Source organism: Lysinibacillus sp. NPDC093688 (assembly GCF_050280145.1).
GTDB classification, from domain to species: Bacteria; Bacillota; Bacilli; order Bacillales_A; family Planococcaceae; genus Lysinibacillus; species Lysinibacillus xylanilyticus_B.
Map to the genome: position 1 here is coordinate 65,052 of NZ_JBNNUX010000010.1, position 18,907 is coordinate 83,958.

Consider the following 18,907-nt stretch of genomic DNA (forward strand, 5'->3'; position numbering starts at 1 on the left):
AATCTCCCCCAATTTATCTCTAGTTCTACATCAAAGGTATAATGTGGGATCATCACCAAAACGTGTGGTTGATTTCCGTTCCGACTGGGCGCTTTCCTGGGGGCGTCCGATGAGCCGCTTCACTCGCGTTGCTCGCTCCAGGGTCTCATCTGTGACGCTAATCCCCAAGGAGTCGCCCAGTCTCCACTCCAATCAACTTATTTACATAGTATACGTTTTACCAAAAGTCATCCATGACTTTTGGTGATGAACCATAATGTAGAGCTTCCCCCAAAATACCCCTTATAGAACCATTTTCCTTATAGTTGATTTAAAAAAGGCTGCGCATAATACGCAGCCTTTTCTACAATTTATTATTTATCTTGCTCAGCGCGTTCTTTTTCCTCTTGGATAACTACTTTACGAGATAAATTCACACGACCTTGCTTGTCAATTTCAATAACTTTTACAAGTAATTGATCGCCAAGTTTTAAGACATCTTCAACTTGTTTTGTACGTTCCTCTTGAATTTCAGAGATGTGAAGTAAGCCATCTTTACCAGGGAATATTTCACAGAACGCACCGAATTTTTCAATACGTTTAACTGTTGATAAGTAATACTCTCCAACTTTTGCTTCACGTACGATATCTTCGATAATTTGTTTTGCACGAGCGTTCATTTCTTCATCTGCAGAAGAGATGTAAATTGTACCATCTTGCTCCGTATCAATTTTTACGCCAGTTTCTTCAATAATTTTGTTAATTTGTTTACCACCAGGTCCGATGACATCGCGAATTTTATCAGGATTAATCTTCACGATAACAATTTTCGGTGCAAATTTAGATAATTTTTCACGTGGGTCTGCAAGTGTAGCAATCATTGATTCTAAAATGTGCATACGGCCAATTTTAGCTTGTGTTAATGCTTCTTCTAAAATATTACGTGATAAACCATCAATTTTAATGTCCATTTGAAGTGCTGTTACACCTTTAGCTGTACCTGCAACTTTAAAGTCCATATCTCCAAGGTGGTCTTCCATACCTTGAATATCCGTTAAAATAGAGTAGTGTTCTCCTTTTTTAATAAGACCCATTGCAATACCTGCTACAGGTGCCTTTAATGGAACACCAGCATCCATCATCGCTAACGTTGAAGCACAGATAGAAGCTTGAGATGTAGAACCGTTTGATTCAAGTACTTCCGATACACAACGGATTGTATATGGGAATACAGATTCATCTGGAATAACCGCATCAAGAGCACGCTCTCCTAATGCACCATGCCCGATTTCACGACGACCTGGTCCACGAATTGGGCCAGTTTCCCCTACAGAGAATTGAGGGAAGTTATAGTGATGCATAAAGCGTTTTGATTCTTCTACACCTAAACCGTCGATAATTTGTACATCCCCAAGTGCACCTAATGTACAAATAGAAAGGGCTTGTGTTTGTCCACGCGTAAATAATGCTGAACCGTGTGTACGTTGCAATATGCCTGTTTCAGAAGAAAGTGGACGGATTTCGTCTAACTTACGACCATCTGGACGCACTTTATCTTCTGTAATCTGACGACGTACTTCGTCTTTAACCATTTTATCTAGAATTGTATAAACTTGCTTCATTGTTACATCATCAGCTTCTTGCTCTTCATAAGAAGCAATAACACGGTCTTTTACCGCTTTAATAGCCTCATCACGTGCATGTTTTTCAGCAGTTTGAATAGCATCATGCATGTCAGTCTCACAAGCTGCTTTTATATCTGCTTGAATCGCTTCATCAATTTCAAATAATGTTATAGATAATTTTTCTTTTCCTACTTCTGCAACGATTTGCTCTTGGAAAGCAATAATTTTTTGGATTTCTTCATGACCGAACATAATGGCTTCTAGCATTATTTCCTCTGGTACTTCTAGTGCACCTGCTTCAACCATGTTGATAGCATCCTTGTTACCTGCTACAGATAAATGGACTGTTGATTGATTAGATTGTTCCACTGTTGGGTTCACGATAAATTTACCGTCGATATATCCAACTTGTACACCTGCAATCGGTCCGTCGAATGGAATATCTGAAATAGCTAACGCTATTGATGAACCAAGCATTGCAGCCATTTCAGACGTGCAATCCGGATCATTAGACATGACCATCGAAATCACTTGTACTTCATTACGGAAACCGTCTGGGAACATCGGACGAATCGGACGGTCGATTAAACGGCTTGCTAGTATTGCTTTTTCAGATGGACGTCCTTCACGTTTAATAAAGCCACCAGGAATTTTACCTGCTGCGTATAAACGTTCTTCGTAGTTTACTGTTAATGGGAAGAAATCAAGTGGTTTCGGTGATTTTGACATTGTTGCTGTTGAAAGTACAGATGTATCTCCATAGCGTACTAAAACGGCCCCATTTGCTTGTTTTGCTAACTGTCCGACTTCGATTACAAGCGGACGGCCAGCCCATTCATAGGAATAGACTTTCTTTTCGTTCATTCAATGAACCCCTCTCTATTATAAAAACACTTACTTCGTCTGTATGTACTAATAGTAAGTGTACCAAAAATGCTTGTTCTATGCTAAATATTTCATCAAATAATCATACATTTAAATTCAGTTATTGCCAATTTATTTAGGATTTATTTCTGTATTCGATTGAAACAAAGTTTTTTTGCTTGAAATTCGTGTCATATATGCTTTTTTCGCAATAGTAAAGTTAATGTCTTCTTAATGTTTATAAACATAAAGAAAAAGCGGGATTAATCCCGCTTTTAGATCGACAATTAGCGACGTAAGCCTAAACGAGTGATTAGTTCACGGTAACGTTGTACGTCAGTTTCACGAAGATATTTTAATAGGTGACGACGACGACCTACCATTTTAAGAAGACCACGCTCAGAGTGGAAATCTTTTTTGTGTGTACGTAAGTGAGTATTTAGAGCGTTGATTTCCGCTGTTAATACTGCAACTTGTACTTCTGGAGAACCAGTGTCACTTTCGTGAGTACGGTACTCAGCAATAATTTCGTTTTTACGTTCATTTGTAATAGCCATTTGTATGGACCTCCTAAATAATTGTTAATCGCCATTAGCACAGTAAACGTTGGAGTCATCGATATACCGAGCTAAGGTTAAGCATATTATGCACTTATGAATGTTACCATAAATCAAAAGGTCAAGCAAGCGTTAACGTAAGCCTATTCAAATGCTAACGCATATTTAATTTGCATTAACCCGATAAAATATGGTTCATCACCATAAAGTGGGGTTGATTTCCGTTCCAGCTGGGCGCTTTCCTGGGGGCGTCCGATGAGCCGCTTGGGCCAACACGATGTTGGTCACGAAGGTGTTATCACAGGATGTGATGCTCTTAGCCTTCGTTCCCCTATCTGCTCGCTCCAGGGTCTCGGGCCAACATGATGTTGGTCACGAAGGCGTTATCACAGGATGTGATGATTTTAGCCTTCGTTCCTCTATTGCTGATCCCCAAGGAGTCGCCCAGCCTCCACTCCAATCAACTTATATTCATGGTATACGTTTTAACTTTTGGTAATAACCTTAAAATATTCAATTGCTTCTTGTTTATCTTTTTCGATTTGTGCTTTCAAAGCTTCGATACCATCGAATTTTCGTTCACTTCTTATACGTTTATACCAAGCGACATGCACTTCTTCACCGTAAATATTTTTTTCGAAGTTTAATATATGGACTTCGATGGATAATTGCTTGTCATTTGGATCTTTAAATGTTGGTTTATAGCCTACATTACATACACCATCATACCAGTTATTTTGTACAAGTAATCGAACCGCATACACACCGCTTGCTGGGATATAAGTCCCCTCTAACGCTTGGACATTAGCAGTTGGGAAACCGATTGTGCGTCCTCGCTTATCACCATGTACAACGATACCCGTAATTTCAAATGGTCGTCCTAGGAGCGATCTTGCTGCTTCCATATCTCCCTCTTGCAAAAGCTTACGGATACGTGTAGAGCTAATTTTTTCGATATCGTCGATTTTCTTTTCAACAACTGTTACGCCGTAATCTCCATTACTCAATGCACGCATATCTTCCATTTTACCTTTACCGAATGCACCAAAAGAATAATCAAAGCCAGCTGTAACATGTTGAATGTTCAACCCACGAATAAATGTATCAATAAATGCATCAGGTGAAAGCTTTGCAAAATCAGATGTGAAATGTACAACAAATGCTGTATCAACACCCTGTTCTTCAAATAGCTGCAATTTTTGCTGTAATAACGTTATATAAAATACTTTTTCGTTACGACCGCCTAGCACTAAAGAAGGATGTGGATCGAATGTCATAACAGCCGTTGGAATTTGACGCTTGTCTCCTTCTTCCTTCGCTGCCTTAATAACTGCCTGATGCCCTCTATGTACACCATCAAAAAAGCCCAGTGCCAATGAATACGGTTGCACGCTTTCTCTTTGCTGTAGCTGGTGTGGGTATTTTAAATGAATGACCTCCATACAAAAAATCCTCCTACTCTATCGTCGGAAACATCTTATGTGGCTTCATAAACCCTTCCTTTGTAGGATGGGCTTGATAGACCGCAATTGCTTTCCCACTGATTCCAAAAACAATTTTATCATGTATCTTTAATAATGCATCTGCGGGAAGCACTTGTCCATTGAAAATTTCTTTTTCATTAGCAGAAGTTATTTCAATAAATGGATAATCTGTCAATGCATACTCAACTGGTAAAATACATGTATCGATTTGTTCAGCTTCCATCAGCTCAGCTACCTGTGCCAACGTAAAGCAATTTTCTTGTGTAAACGTACCTGAGGCTGTGCGTACGAGCTCTTTCATATGCGCAGGATAGCCAAGCGCCTCTCCGATTTGCACAGCTAGTGTTCGAATATACGTCCCTTTACTACACGCTATCCGTACTGGGAATGTAATTTCTTGTCCTTCATAAATTTCAACATCATCTAGTAGCTCTAATGCATAAATAGTTACTTGACGTGTCGGTCTTTCTACAATTTCGCCTTTTCGAGCATATTCATAGAGACGTTTACCATTTACTTTGACAGCTGAAAACATTGGTGGCGTTTGTTGAATGACACCTGTTAGCGAGGCTAAAACTTCTTGCAATTGAGTACGTGTGAACTTTTTATCCGTAGGATCTTGCTCAACTGTTTCTCCTTCTGCATCCTCAGTTGTCGTTGTACGGCCAATTGAAATAACGGCTTCATAGGTTTTTCCTGTATCCGTTAAATACTCTGCGATACGTGTTGCTTGACCAATACAAATCGGGAGAACTCCCTCAACACCTGGATCAAGTGTGCCTGTATGTCCAACTTTTTTGGTACGTAAAATTTTTCGTAATTTAAAGACGCAATCATGACTTGTCATGCCGCGTTCCTTCCAAAGCGGTAAAATACCGTTCATAAACTTCCTCCTAAAATCAAATCAATTCATTTTTAGCAATTTTGATGTTCGTTACATTTTCATCACTTTTAGGATCATCACCAAAACGTGTGGTTGATTTCCGTTCCGACTGGGCGCTTTCCTGAGGGCGTCGGGGCAACAGGATGTTGGTCACGAAGGCGTTATCACAGGACGTGATGCTTTTAGCCTTCGTTCCCCTCCCGCTTCGCTTCGCTGCAGGGTCTCGGGCCAACAGATGTTTTCTGCGCGAAAGCGTAGTGCTAACGTAGCGGCAGCAGAGGGTTTTGTTTGTGCGAAAGCGCAGCGACAGCAAAAGGTTTTGGACTGTGCGAAAGCGAAGCGGCAGCAACAACAGCACCGATGTTGGTCACGAAGGCGTTATCACATGATGTGATGCTCTTAGCCTTCGTTCCTCTATCGCTAATCCCCAAGGAGTCGCCCAGTCTCCACTCCAATCAACTTATTTGCATAGTATATGTTTTAACAATTGTCATCCACGGCTTTTGGGGATGAACCCACTTTTAAGATAGAAGTGGATGCCTGACACACCTACCGAAAAAACTGGCGTGCAGTCGCCAAAACATATAGGTAAGCTCCGCACGAAAGCTTAATAAAGATGATAGAGCCAAAAAGTGTTACATTCCTTATAAATATAAAAAGCCTGCCTGCATGAACATGCATATGGCAGACTTTTTTAAGTTAAGCTTATTCTTCGTGTAAACCACGTAGCAATGTATCAATACGGTTCCCATATTCAATCGATGAATCGAATTCAAAAATTAGTTCTGGTGTACGACGTAAACGGATTCGAGAACCGATTTCTGAGCGAATAAAGCCAGAAGCCTTTAATAAGGCTTTTAGTGTGTCCTCTTTTTCACGTTCATTGCCTAGAGTTGTAATATAAATTGTCGCTTGCTGTAAATCACCTGTCACCTCAACACCAGTAACAGTAACGAAACCAACACGCGGATCTTTAATTTTACGTCCAATAATCTCGCCAAGCTCTTTTTTCATTTGCTCAGCGACACGGTTTGAGCGTAGAGACATAGTTTGTCACCTCAATTTCGATGTACAGAAAGTTGTGTCCTCACTTACACATCTATTTTCATGCAAGGTTGGTAAATCAAACAACACAACTTCTAATGTTACTTATAGATAGTCTCGCCACACATTAAGCTGTTCCCAAGATGGATTTGACTGTAAGTAGTGGAGCGCGTGATTAATTTCACGCTCGGCTGCTTCTTTTGAAGAAGAAACAGCAACAAGCGCTAATTTCGTGCGTTGCCATACATTTTGATGGTCAATTTCCGCGATGGATACATTAAATTTTTGTTTCGTGCGGGTAATCATACGCTGTAAGACAGCACGTTTTTCCTTCAACGAATGGGCAGTTTGAATAATGAATTCAACCTCTGCGTAAACAATCATTAAGCACGTTTAACTTCTTCCATAATATAGGCTTCGATAATGTCGCCTTCTTTAATATCGTTGAAGTTTGTAATTGTAATACCACATTCGTAACCACGGGCAACTTCTTTTACTTCATCTTTGAAACGTTTAAGTGTATCTAATTCACCTTCAAAAATTACTACGTTATCGCGAATCACACGTACGCCTGAATCACGAGTTACTTTACCTTCTGTTACGTATGAACCAGCAATTGTACCAACTTTTGATACTTTAATTGTTTGTCGAACTTCTGCTTGACCAATAATTTTTTCTACGAATTCTGGATCAAGCATACCTTTCATTGCTTGTTCAATTTCTTCGATTACTTTATAGATAATGCGGTGTAGACGAATATCTACGCCTTCTTCTTCTGCTGCACGTTTTGCATTGACATCTGGACGAACGTTGAAGCCGATAACAATTGCATTAGAAGCCGCAGCAAGAGAAATATCTGATTCTGTAATCGCTCCAGCGCCAGTGTGAATAATTTTCACGTTTACGCCTTCAACATCAATTTTCATTAATGATGCAGCCATAGCTTCTACAGTACCTTGAACGTCAGCTTTAACAATTAAGTTAAGCTCCTTCATTTCGCCTTGACTCATTTGTTCGAATAAGTTATCAAGCGTTACGCGTTGTTTTTCTGAACGTTGTGCTTGAATCGCTGTCATTGCACGAGTTTCTCCAACTTGACGTGCTGTTTTTTCGTCTTCAAAGACAACGAAACGGTCGCCAGCTTGTGGTACATCGTTTAAACCTGTGAGTTCAACTGGCGTTGATGGTCCAGCTTCTTTCACACGACGGCCTTTGTCATTCACCATAGCACGTACACGTCCATAAGTATGGCCGACAACAATTGGGTCCCCTACTTTTAATGTTCCATCTTGTACTAAAAGCGTTGCAACAGAGCCTCGACCTTTATCTAGCTGTGCTTCAATTACTGTACCAAGTGCTAAGCGATTAGGGCTCGCTTTTAATTCTCCAACTTCAGCAACAAGTAAAATCATTTCAAGTAATGTGTCAATGCCTTCACCTTTTAATGCAGAGATTGGTACGAAAATAGTTTCGCCACCCCAAGCTTCAGGAACTAGGCCATGCTCTGTTAACTCTTGCATCACACGGTCTGGGTTAGCTGAAGGTTTATCCATTTTATTGACTGCAACAATAATTGGTACTTCTGCTGCTTTTGCGTGGTTAATTGCTTCTACTGTTTGTGGCATAACGCCATCATCCGCAGCTACTACTAAAATCGTTAAGTCCGTTACTTTTGCACCGCGCGCACGCATAGTTGTAAACGCAGCGTGTCCTGGTGTATCAAGGAACGTAATTTTTTTGTCGCCTTCAGTTACTTGATAAGCACCGATATGCTGAGTAATACCTCCAGCCTCTCCAGCTGTAACTTTAGTATTGCGAATAGAGTCTAACAATGTAGTTTTACCATGGTCAACGTGACCCATAATTGTTACTACAGGAGGACGTTCTGATAAGTCCGCCTCGTTAATTTCTTCTGTTTGTTCGAAGTGTGTTTCTAAATCCGTAATATCTACACGAATTTCTTCTTCAACTTCTACACCATAGTCTGCGCAAAGTAATTCAATTGCATCCTTATCTAATTCTTGGTTAATTGTTGCCATTACACCAAGCATAAATAATTTTTTAATAATTTCTGATGGCTCACGGTGTAATTTTTTTGCTAATTCCGCTACAGAAAGTGATTCAACAAAAGTAATTTTTTCTGGTAATTCCTTTTGTTTCACTGGTAGAGTTGGTTGATGTGTTTTTGGATGGCGACGTTTCCCGCCATGGATTCCTGGTCTTGGACGTTGGTTGTAACCACCGCCACCTCTGCGATTATTATTATTATTATTATTATTATTATTATTATTATTTTGTGTCATATTTTTATTTTGATTACCTTTTATATTCTTAGATTTTTCGTTAGACGAATTTGAGTTTTGACGCGTTTGTTGCTGATTACTTGTTTTAGGCTTAGAAGTAGCAGATTGTTGCTTTTGCCCTTCTTGCTTTTTCACCGGTTGCTGTTGTTTTTGCGATACATTTTGAGTAGGTTGCTTCACATCTTTACTATTTTTAAATGTTTGGTTTAACTTTATCACTGTGTCTTTTTCTAACATTGACATATGATTTGTTACGCTCTCATTTAATTTATTTAGTGCTTCAATAACCTCTTTACTCGTTTTATTCACTTGTTTCGCATATTCATGAACTCTGATTTTGGTCATCTGCTCACCCCCGATTATTTTTCGTTGAGTAGACTAGACAATTTGCTTGCAAAACCTTTATCGGTAATAGCTAAAGCCACTCGGGCCTCCTTACCTGTAGCATGTCCTAGATCATAACGATCACCAATTACATGATACTCAACGTTGTAGTACGTGCATTTATCTTGAATTTTTTTGCTAGAGTTTTTAGAAGCGTCGTTTGCAAGCAGTACTATCTTAGCATTACCATTGCGGACTTCCTTTACTACTAACTCTTCTCCTGAAATCACTTTACGGGCTCTTGCCGCTATTCCAAGCAAATTATGCACTGCTTGATTGATCATAATATAGACTCCCTACGAATCATCAAAATAAGTTCATCGTAGATTTCTTCAGGGATTTTTACATCAAGTTGATGCCCTAAAACATTTTTCTTACGGGCGATTTCAATCGCTTCCTCCGATTTAGAAACATAGGCACCACGTCCGGGTTTTTTCCCGGAAACATCTACACTTACTTCGCCCTCTTTCGAACGAACGACACGAATCATTTCTTTCTTTGTTAGCATTTCTCCAGTAGCTACACATTTTCGAAGAGGTACTTTTTTATTAATAGCCATAAGAATCACCTTTCCTCTCTGAAGCTTGTCGTAAGAGGTGGACTAGCCGTGCACTACATTGGTTATATACTTGCATTTTAAATTAATACCGTACTATTTTCCATTGTAGGCTCTTCCATTATTCAGTCGGCGCAGCCCAACGCCTACTGAATAATGGTAGTTAACTAGTCACACGGGCTTTCTTACTTATTCTTCGTCGTCTTGATATAAATCAACTGTCACATCATCAAAATCACTTTCTTCATCCTCAGCAGGTATGAAAGTGCTTGTAGCAGATGGATAAATACCTAACTCACGAGCATCTGTTTCACTCTTAATATCAATTTTCCAGCCAGTTAACTTGGCAGCTAAACGAGCATTTTGACCACGTTTACCAATTGCTAATGATAATTGATAGTCTGGAACAACAACTGTAGTAGATTTTTCTTCTTCATTTACTTGAACATCTAACACCTTTGATGGGCTAAGAGCATTTGCTACAAACACAACTGGATCTTCTGACCATTCAACGATATCGATTTTTTCACCGTTCAATTCATTTACAATTGTTTGCACACGAGCGCCTTTTGCCCCTACACACGAACCTACTGGATCTACTTCTTCGTTATGTGCATGAACAGAGATCTTAGAACGGTCACCTGCTTCACGAGCAATTGACTTAATTTCTACGATACCTTCGTAGATTTCAGGTACTTCCATTTCAAATAAGCGGCGTAATAAACCAGGATGTGTACGTGAAACAATTACTTGTGGTCCGCGTGTTGTACGTTCAACCTTTGTAATATAGACCTTGATGCGATCGTGTGGATGATATTTTTCACCTTGAATTTGTTCGTTTTGTGGTAATGCAGCTTCTACTTTTCCTAGACCTACGTAAATATTACGTGCATCTAGACGCTCAACTACACCAGTTACGATATCATCTTCACGGTCTACATATTGCTCGTAAATAAGGCCACGTTCTGCTTCGCGCACACGTTGTGTAACAACTTGTTTCGCTGTCTGTGCAGCAATACGACCAAAGTTTCGAGGTGTCACTTCCTGTTCCACGATATCTTCTAATTGATATGCAGGGTTGATTGCCTTAGCATCTTCTTCAGAGATTTGTAAACGATCATCTTCTACTTCTTCAACAACATCTTTGCGTGAAAAGACACGAATAGAGCCCTTATCTAAATTTAAGTCCACACGAACATTTTGTGCTTGATTGAAGTTGCGTTTGTAAGCTGTAACTAATGCCGCTTCTATTGCTTCAATTAACACATCTCTTGAAATTCCTTTTTGTTCTTCTAGCGCATTTAGCGCATCTAACAAATCACTACTCATTTTATTTTCACTCCTAAATATGCATTATGCTTAAAAATCGATGGCTAGTCGTGCCAATGCGATTTTATCTTGTTCAATTGTTACTGTAATTTTACGCGTTTTAATGCGTACTTCCATCACTAATGTATGTTCATCATATGACGTTAAGTAGCCTTGGAATTCCTTCATGTCCTTGATGGGCTCATAGGTTTTAACATAAATAAATTTGCCAATCGCTTTTTCAAAATCAGTGTCTTTTTTTAATGGACGTTCTGCTCCAGGTGAAGAAACTTCTAAATAATAGTTTTGTGTAATTGGATCATTTTCATCCAATAGCAAACTTAGTCGTTCACTAACTTGAGCACATTGTTCAATGTCAATTCCACCTTCAGGTGTATCTACATAAACACGTAAAAACCAGTTACGTCCTTCTTTTACGAACTCGACATCTACAAGCTCAAGATTCAACTCTTCAACAATCGGTTTAGCGAGCTCTTCAATTAAAGATGGTACTTTGCTCATTGTTTCCTCCTGCATCTATCAAATTCTGGCGTAATAAAACAGAAATTCCACCAGTAGCTTTGGTGAAATTTAACGGTCTTACCTGCTGTTAGTCAAAAATTTGTTTTGCTACGGCATAACAACAGAAAAGAGCGGGAAGGTCCCACTCTTTTGCTGGAAAAATATCAACAAATTATTACCATAAGGATAGCATAGTTTACAGCACAATGCAAATTTCCTTTTTCTAGACATCTAATCAATTATGCCTCGGCATAATTGTTGCTGTCGCTTCGCTTTCGCACAGAAAACATTTGTTGCTGTCGCTTTGCTTTCGCTACAGATAAACAATGCGTCTGGAATCGGCTTTGTGCTTAAATTAGGCCCATCTCTACAACGTGGGGTTGATTTCCGTTCCGACTGGGCACTTTCCTGGAGTCGCCTAGCCTTATCTTCAATCAACTTATATACATGGTATACATTTTAACAAATGTCATCCCAAACTTCTAAGCCTTAATTTGAACATAAGGCAGAGAAGTTATGCGTGAGATTGATGAAGATGCCTTCAAATTAACTTTCTAAATTTTAGAAAAGTGATAACTGATTGGCATCAGGCATTCCTTCTAAACAACCCAATTGATCCATGTATTCTATTAATGTTTTGGATACTCGACCTCGTTGCTGTAAATCTTCCTTCGATAAAAATTCTCCGTCCTTACGTGCTGCCACAATTTGGTTAGCAACGTTTGTACCAAGACCAGGAATCGCATCGAATGGTGGAATTAAAGAGTTCCCATCAATGATAAATTCACTAGCCTGTGAACGATATAAGTCCACCTTCTGGAAGTTTATACCACGCTCACACATTTCAAGTGCTAATTCCATCACAGTTAATAGGTTTTTCTCTTTTGTTGAAGCATCTAAACCCTTCAGATTGATTTCATCAATTTTTGTACGAATCATTTGCGGGCCCTGTACCATGGCAATTAAATCAAAATCATCTGCACGTACTGTGAAATACGCTGCGTAATAAAGAATTGGGAAATGTACTTTAAACCATGCAATACGAACTGCCATTAACACGTAAGCGGCAGCATGGGCTTTCGGGAACATGTATTTTATCTTTTTACATGATTCGATATACCAGCCTGGTACTTTATTCGCCAGCATTTCCGCTTCAAATTCTTCAGATAATCCTTTCCCTTTACGCACGGATTCCATAATTTTAAACGCCAGTGACGGTTCTAGATCTTGATAAATTAAATACACCATAATATCGTCACGACAGCCAATTACTTCTTTCAGCACACATGTACCGTTGTGAATTAACTCTTGCGCGTTACCAAGCCATACGTCTGTTCCGTGTGATAGTCCTGAAATTTGCACGAGCTCCGAGAATGTTGATGGCTTTGTATCTTCAAGCATTTGGCGTACAAAACGGGTACCGAACTCAGGAATGCCGAGTGTTCCTGTCTTACAGCCAATTTGTTTTTCTGTTACGCCTAAAGTTTCTGGAGAACTAAAGATTTTCATAACGACTGGATCATCTGTTGGAATGGTTTTTGGATCTATCCCTGATAAATCCTGCAACATCCGAATCACAGTCGGATCATCGTGCCCAAGTATATCAAGCTTTAAAATATTATCGTGAATGGAATGGAAATCAAAGTGCGTTGTACGCCATTCTGAATCCTGTGCATCCGCAGGGAATTGCACTGGTGAGAAATCAAAAATATCCATATAATCTGGTACTACGATAATTCCTCCAGGGTGCTGTCCTGTAGTACGTTTTACGCCTGTACAGCCTTGGACTAACCGATCTACCTCGGCACCGCGGAAATGTAGGTTATTATCATTAGCATAGCCCTTTACGTAGCCATACGCTGTTTTCTCTGCGACTGTACCGATTGTTCCTGCACGATATACATAATCCTCACCGAATAATACCTTCGTATAATTATGGGCTTGTGGTTGATATTCCCCGGAGAAATTCAAATCGATATCGGGTACCTTATCTCCTTTAAAGCCAAGGAACGTTTCGAACGGGATATCTTGCCCATCCTTTTTAAACGGTGTTCCACATTCTGTACAATCTTTATTTGGTAAGTCGAAGCCTGAGCTTACTGAACCATCATTAAAAAACTCAGAATGCTTACAATTTGGACAAACATAATGAGGTGGCAATGGATTTACTTCAGTAATCTCCATAAAGGTCGCCACTAATGAAGATCCAACTGAACCACGGGAACCTACTAAATAGCCATCAGCTAACGATTTTTTCACAAGCTTCGCAGAAATTAAGTAAATTACTCCGAAACCATGGCCTAAAATTGACTTTAATTCCTTTTCAATTCGGGCCTTCACGATTTCTGGTAGCTCTTCTCCGTATATAAGATGAGCCATTTCATAGGTTAAATTTGTAACCTCATCATCTGAGCCTTCGATTTTTGGTGTGTATAAATCATCTTTAATTGGCTTAACATCACCAATCATATCTGCGACTTTTTGAGAGTTGGTAACAACTACTTCCTTCGCAAGATCCGGTCCTAAAAAATCAAATTCTTCAAGCATTTCATCCGTCGTTCTGAAATGAACTTCAGGCAGCTTTGATCTATTTAATATGTTGGCACCACCTTGAGAGCCAATTAGTATTTGTCTAAACATTCCATCTGTCGGATCTAAGTAATGGACATTACCGGTTGCTACAACGGGTTTATCCATTTTCTTCCCTAGCTTTACGAGCTTGCGAATAATATCTTCAAGTGTCCATTCATCACGTACGACATTGCGCTCAATTAACGGTGCATACACGGCCTTTGGTTGAACTTCAATATAATCATAGAATCTCGCAATTTGCTCGGCTTCCTCTGGGGATTTATTCATCATCGTCTCAAATAATTCACCATTATTACAACCTGATCCGATTAATAACCCTTCTCTATATTGCTCTAAGACCGCTCGTGTGACACGAGGAACACGATAGAACGTTTTTGTATGGGAGTGGGTGACTAATTTAAATAAATTTTTTAGTCCAGCATTATCTACCGCTAATATCGTACAATGCATTGGTCGTCCCTTTTTATAGGCATCCCCGCCACCAACATGCTTATTAAAGTCGTCGTGATATTTAATACCTAATTCATCTGCCTCTTTTAACAGCTGTAAAAGTAAGAAGCCGGTTGCTTCTGTATCATAAATAGCTCGGTGATGCTGAGTTAAATCGATATTGAATTTTTTACAAAGTGTATTTAGTCGATGGTTTTTCATCGTTGGATAAAGTAATCGAGCTAGCTCCAATGTATCAATAACTGGATGAATTGTTCCATCTAGTCCATATTTTTTATAGCCTGTGTATAAAAAGCCAATATCAAATGATGCATTATGGGCTACTACTATGCCATCTCCGATAAATGCATGGAACTCCTTAATGACTTGCTCCACTTCTGGTGCATTTCGTACCATATCATCTGTAATGCCTGTCAGTTCAATGGTCGTCGCTGAAAGCGGGTGATGGGGATTGGCAAAGCTTTCGTATTTGTCGATTACCTGCCCATCTTTAATTTTCACCGCGGCAAGCTCAATGATCGTATCGTAAGCAGTAGATAGACCTGTCGTCTCTACGTCAAACACGACATAGGTATCATCATCTAATAATCGGTGCTCAGCTGCATAAGCAATCGGCACACCATCATCTACTAAATTAGCCTCCAAGCCATAAATAACTTTAATACCATGTTTTTTCCCTGCTGCATAAGCCTCGGGGAAGGATTGCACAACAGCATGGTCAGTAATAGCCACGGCTGGATGACCCCACTTTGCAGCCTGCGCAACAAGTCTATCAACTGGTGTCACAGCGTCCATTGTGCTCATTGGTGTATGCAAATGCAATTCAGCTCGTTTTTCTCCCTCTGGCGCCTTATCCTGTCGTGTTTCTTTTCTGATTTCATTGATATCATTTGCCATAACGATTAAATCACGAATGAATGTGTCAGTTTGTACGGAGCCTCGGACTTTTACCCACATACCCTTTTTCAAATGTTGCATAAGTTCCGCATCATCATTATCACGTGAGAACATTTTTACAACGATAGAATCCGTATAGTCGGTAATTTTAATTTGCAATAAAGAACGACCGCTTTTCAGCACTTTAACTTCTGCATCAAATACAAAGCCTTCAATGATCACACGACGTTCTTCCTCAACAATGCGTTTAATTTCCATTGTTTCATCATCTTTAATTAACATACCAAGCTGGAATGGTCGATCACCAAGGTTGGCAAGAGCCGGATTTTCTTTCTTCTCCTTCTCACGTTTTTGGTAATCTTCTATTGCTTGCTGAGCTAAAGCTGCTTCTTCTAAGCGCCTCTGCTCCATGAAAGCCTCCTGTGCCGCAATCATTTCTTCTGTTTGATCTTGAAGCACGAAATCTAGCACAATATGCGGAAAGCCGAACTGACTATAGCTTGCAGAAAGCTTTTCTGCATACTTTGTTTTCAGCATCATAAATTCCATTTCCTGCATGCAGGATAACGTAATTTTTTGCCCATTCCACATAGGGACTTGCGATACTAGGCAATTTTTTAAAGTTGGCGCCATATCATCGATTTGCTCTACTACTGTTAACCAATATTGTTGGACAAGCTCCTCCGTCACATTTTTCTCTACCGTATCAAAAGTTGTGTGGATTTCAGCGATAGCTGAAAATTTCTCAGCTAAACGAGTACGAAAAAGTTGGTATAGTGAAAAAGGAAGTATATCTCGTAATTTAATGGCGAAATTCCATAGCCTGTTCTTTTTGTGTACAGTTAGTCGTGATAATTCACCTTCCTCAAAAAAGGACATATACACATCTTCTGTTAATTCTAGTTGTTGCAAGAGCGTTTGAAACCTTGCTCTTGCTTCTTGTTGCTGTTCCAATCTATTGACACCTACTTTCAGAAAGAGACAGTCTTACATGCCCCATTTTTATTTCCTCACCAACATTTACGATTTGAAGGAACAAATGCGCTAAAGCGCTCGTTTACATCCGACAAGCGCTGGAGAGCCCGAAGCAAAAATAAGCGATCTACCCACTTTTGCCCGAGGGATCGAAGCGACCTCGGGGATGTAGCGCTTTAGCCTAGACGGAAAAAAATTCGCACCCTTTCCACGGGCGACCGTCAAGCTTCACAAATCCTAAACATCTATGAATTCATGCTTGGCTCGCTGTCCCCGAGAAGTGGCGCGAATTTTTTATCTATTTAATACCATTTGGGACAGCCTAAAGGAAAATCAATTATGCCTCGGCATAATTGCGTCCGGAATCGGCTTTGTGCTTAGGCCTGCACGAGGGCCGACACGATGTCGGTCATTTCGGTAATGCCACAGGACGTGGCGTTTTTACCGATGCAGGTCAGTTAGCCGTTATCGCATGGATGCGATGATTTTAGGCTAACATCCCCTAAGAACTTCCTTTCCGATTCCGTGACATCCGCCGGAGGCTTTAGGCCAACACGATGTTGGTCACTCAGTCGTTGCCACAGGACGTGGCGTTCTTAGACTGAGTTCCTCTATTTCAGCGGGTGTTTGGACACCCACTGAAAAGTAGCTTAAACCCGCATTCATCTCACCACTATAGAGGTGGGAGACTTCCGATGAAAGAAGTTAATGTTTGCGGAAAAATTCATTTAAGCGATCAATGACCTCTTCTTTTTTCCATTCGAACGTTTCACCCGTTTGACGGAATTTAACCTCAACCATACCTTCAGTTGCTTTTTTACCTACTGTTACACGGACAGGTAAGCCAATTAAGTCAGCATCTGCGAATTTAACCCCTGCACGCTCTGCACGATCATCTAATAGCACATCATAACGGTATGATTTCAATAAGCCATATAGCTCATCAGCTAAGGCAACCTGTGTTTCATCCTTTGTATTAACCGGTACAACATGGATATCATAAGGAGCTAATTGTGTTGGCCAAACAAAACCATTTTCATCTTGGAAATGCTCTGCAACAGCAGCTAAAATACGTGATACACCAATACCATAGCATCCCATAATAAATGGCTGTGCCTTACCTTGCTCGTCTAAGAAAGTACCATTCATTTTTTCAGAGTAAGTTGTTCCTAATTTGAAAATATGACCAACCTCGATACCTTCTGCAAATTTAACAATACCTTGTCCATCTGGAGATGGATCACCCTCTTGAATAAAACGAATATCTAAGTATTCATTCACTGCAAAATCACGCTCTGGATTAACATTTACTAAATGGAACCCATCCTCATTTGCACCAGCTACACCGTTACGAATCGATTTAATAGCATTGTCAGCTACTACTTTTACGTCTACTGGTAATTTAACAGGACCGATTGAACCAACTCCACAGCCTAATAAATTGCGGATTGCCTCTTCACTAGCAAGTTCAACAGAACCAGCATCAAGTGCATTTTTCAGTTTAATATCATTAATTTCGTGATCTCCACGAGCAAGTACAACAACTAATTCACCGTCTACGTCAAATACTAATGACTTGATGACATTCGAAGGGTCAACACTTAAGAAAGCGGATACTTCTTCGATCGTTTTCTGATCTGGTGTCGCCACTTTTTCAAGGTCCTTTAATGCTGCATCTGATGGTTGATAGTCTACAAGAACTTCTGCCATTTCAATGTTCGCAGCATAGTCAGATGTATCAGAGTATGCAATTGTATCTTCCCCAATTTCAGAAAGCACCATAAATTCATGTGTACCTTTCCCGCCAATTGAGCCTGCATCTGCAATAACTGCACGATAGTTTAAACCAAGACGAGAGAAAATTTTTGAATACGCACGATACATATCATCATATGTTTCATCTAAACTTTCACGCGATGCATGGAAAGAGTATGCATCTTTCATAATAAACTCTCTGCCTCGTAGTAAACCAAAGCGAGGACGCTTTTCATCACGGAATTTAGTTTGAATTTGATAAAGTGTTAGCGGTAATTTTTTATAAGATTTAATTTCATCACGTACTAAAGTTGTAATCACTTCTTCATGTGTTGGCCCTAATGCGAAATCACGATTATGACGGTCCTTTATACGCATTAATTCTGGACCATATTTTTCCCAGCGGCCTGACTCCTGCCATAGTTCTGCAGATTGTAATGAAGGCATTAAAAGCTCAACTGAATTGATTGCTTCCATTTCTTCACGAACAATATTCTCTATTTTTGTTAACACACGTTTTGCAAGCGGTAAATACGAGTATACCCCACTTGTATTTTGACGAATAAACCCTGCACGCAGTAATTGCTTATGTGATTTTACCTCTGCATCAGCAGGTACTTCACGTAGCGTTGGGATAAATGTTTTACTTTGCTTCATTCAGTGTTCCACCTTTTTTAATAAATAAGTTTTATACTCTAATTAGCATAAACAAATTTAGCTTTGAACGCA

Annotated in this window: 13 protein-coding genes; all 13 read right to left on the reverse strand. The window is 39.8% G+C overall.

The features are described 5' to 3' along the window. Window positions 1-353 precede the first annotated feature (353 nt). Window positions 354-2,468, reverse strand: coding sequence for a polyribonucleotide nucleotidyltransferase (pnp, locus tag ACQKN2_RS10410; protein WP_400934376.1), 2,115 nt, complete (start codon window positions 2,466-2,468; stop codon window positions 354-356). Window positions 2,469-2,755: 287 nt separating this feature from the next. Further along, a complete protein-coding gene (gene rpsO, locus ACQKN2_RS10415; RefSeq protein ID WP_142507433.1) occupies window positions 2,756-3,025 on the reverse strand; it encodes a 30S ribosomal protein S15 in 270 nt (89 codons plus the stop codon). Between the two features lie 485 nt (window positions 3,026-3,510). Further along, on the reverse strand, window positions 3,511-4,467 hold the full coding sequence (ribF, locus tag ACQKN2_RS10420) for a riboflavin biosynthesis protein RibF (protein WP_427414918.1): 957 nt from the start codon (window positions 4,465-4,467) through the stop codon (window positions 3,511-3,513). A 13-nt stretch (window positions 4,468-4,480) separates the two neighbouring features. Beyond that, window positions 4,481-5,392 (reverse strand): tRNA pseudouridine(55) synthase TruB, encoded by a 912-nt coding sequence (truB, locus tag ACQKN2_RS10425; protein WP_427414919.1) that lies wholly within the window; start codon window positions 5,390-5,392, stop codon window positions 4,481-4,483. Window positions 5,393-6,097: 705 nt separating this feature from the next. Next, on the reverse strand, window positions 6,098-6,439 hold the full coding sequence (gene rbfA / locus ACQKN2_RS10430; RefSeq protein WP_400934372.1) for a 30S ribosome-binding factor RbfA: 342 nt from the start codon (window positions 6,437-6,439) through the stop codon (window positions 6,098-6,100). A 102-nt stretch (window positions 6,440-6,541) separates the two neighbouring features. Continuing rightward, window positions 6,542-6,820: a DUF503 domain-containing protein gene (locus tag ACQKN2_RS10435; RefSeq protein WP_004225006.1), complete on the reverse strand. Its 279-nt coding sequence runs from the start codon at window positions 6,818-6,820 to the stop codon at window positions 6,542-6,544. After that, a complete protein-coding gene (infB, locus tag ACQKN2_RS10440; protein WP_427414920.1) occupies window positions 6,820-9,084 on the reverse strand; it encodes a translation initiation factor IF-2 in 2,265 nt (754 codons plus the stop codon). The genes ACQKN2_RS10435 and infB overlap by 1 nt, the downstream gene beginning before the upstream one ends. Window positions 9,085-9,098: 14 nt before the next feature. After that, the gene (locus ACQKN2_RS10445) at window positions 9,099-9,407 is read right to left on the reverse strand and encodes a YlxQ family RNA-binding protein (protein WP_323645110.1); all 309 of its coding nucleotides are present in this window, start codon (window positions 9,405-9,407) and stop codon (window positions 9,099-9,101) included. Next, a complete protein-coding gene (gene rnpM, locus ACQKN2_RS10450) occupies window positions 9,404-9,682 on the reverse strand; it encodes an RNase P modulator RnpM (RefSeq protein WP_323645112.1) in 279 nt (92 codons plus the stop codon). Before rnpM ends, ACQKN2_RS10445 begins: the two co-directional genes overlap by 4 nt. A gap of 186 nt (window positions 9,683-9,868) precedes the next feature. After that, the gene (gene nusA / locus ACQKN2_RS10455) at window positions 9,869-11,008 is read right to left on the reverse strand and encodes a transcription termination factor NusA (protein WP_427414921.1); all 1,140 of its coding nucleotides are present in this window, start codon (window positions 11,006-11,008) and stop codon (window positions 9,869-9,871) included. A 30-nt stretch (window positions 11,009-11,038) separates the two neighbouring features. Beyond that, complete coding sequence (rimP, locus tag ACQKN2_RS10460; protein ID WP_323645115.1) at window positions 11,039-11,509, reverse strand: ribosome maturation factor RimP; 471 nt, start codon at window positions 11,507-11,509, stop codon at window positions 11,039-11,041. Window positions 11,510-12,070: 561 nt separating this feature from the next. After that, window positions 12,071-16,402 carry a PolC-type DNA polymerase III gene (locus ACQKN2_RS10465; RefSeq protein ID WP_427414922.1) on the reverse strand — a complete coding sequence of 1,444 codons (4,332 nt, stop codon included), beginning with the start codon at window positions 16,400-16,402 and terminating at the stop codon, window positions 12,071-12,073. A 726-nt stretch (window positions 16,403-17,128) separates the two neighbouring features. Further along, window positions 17,129-18,835, reverse strand: coding sequence for a proline--tRNA ligase (locus ACQKN2_RS10470; RefSeq protein WP_427414923.1), 1,707 nt, complete (start codon window positions 18,833-18,835; stop codon window positions 17,129-17,131). Window positions 18,836-18,907: the final 72 nt, after the last annotated feature.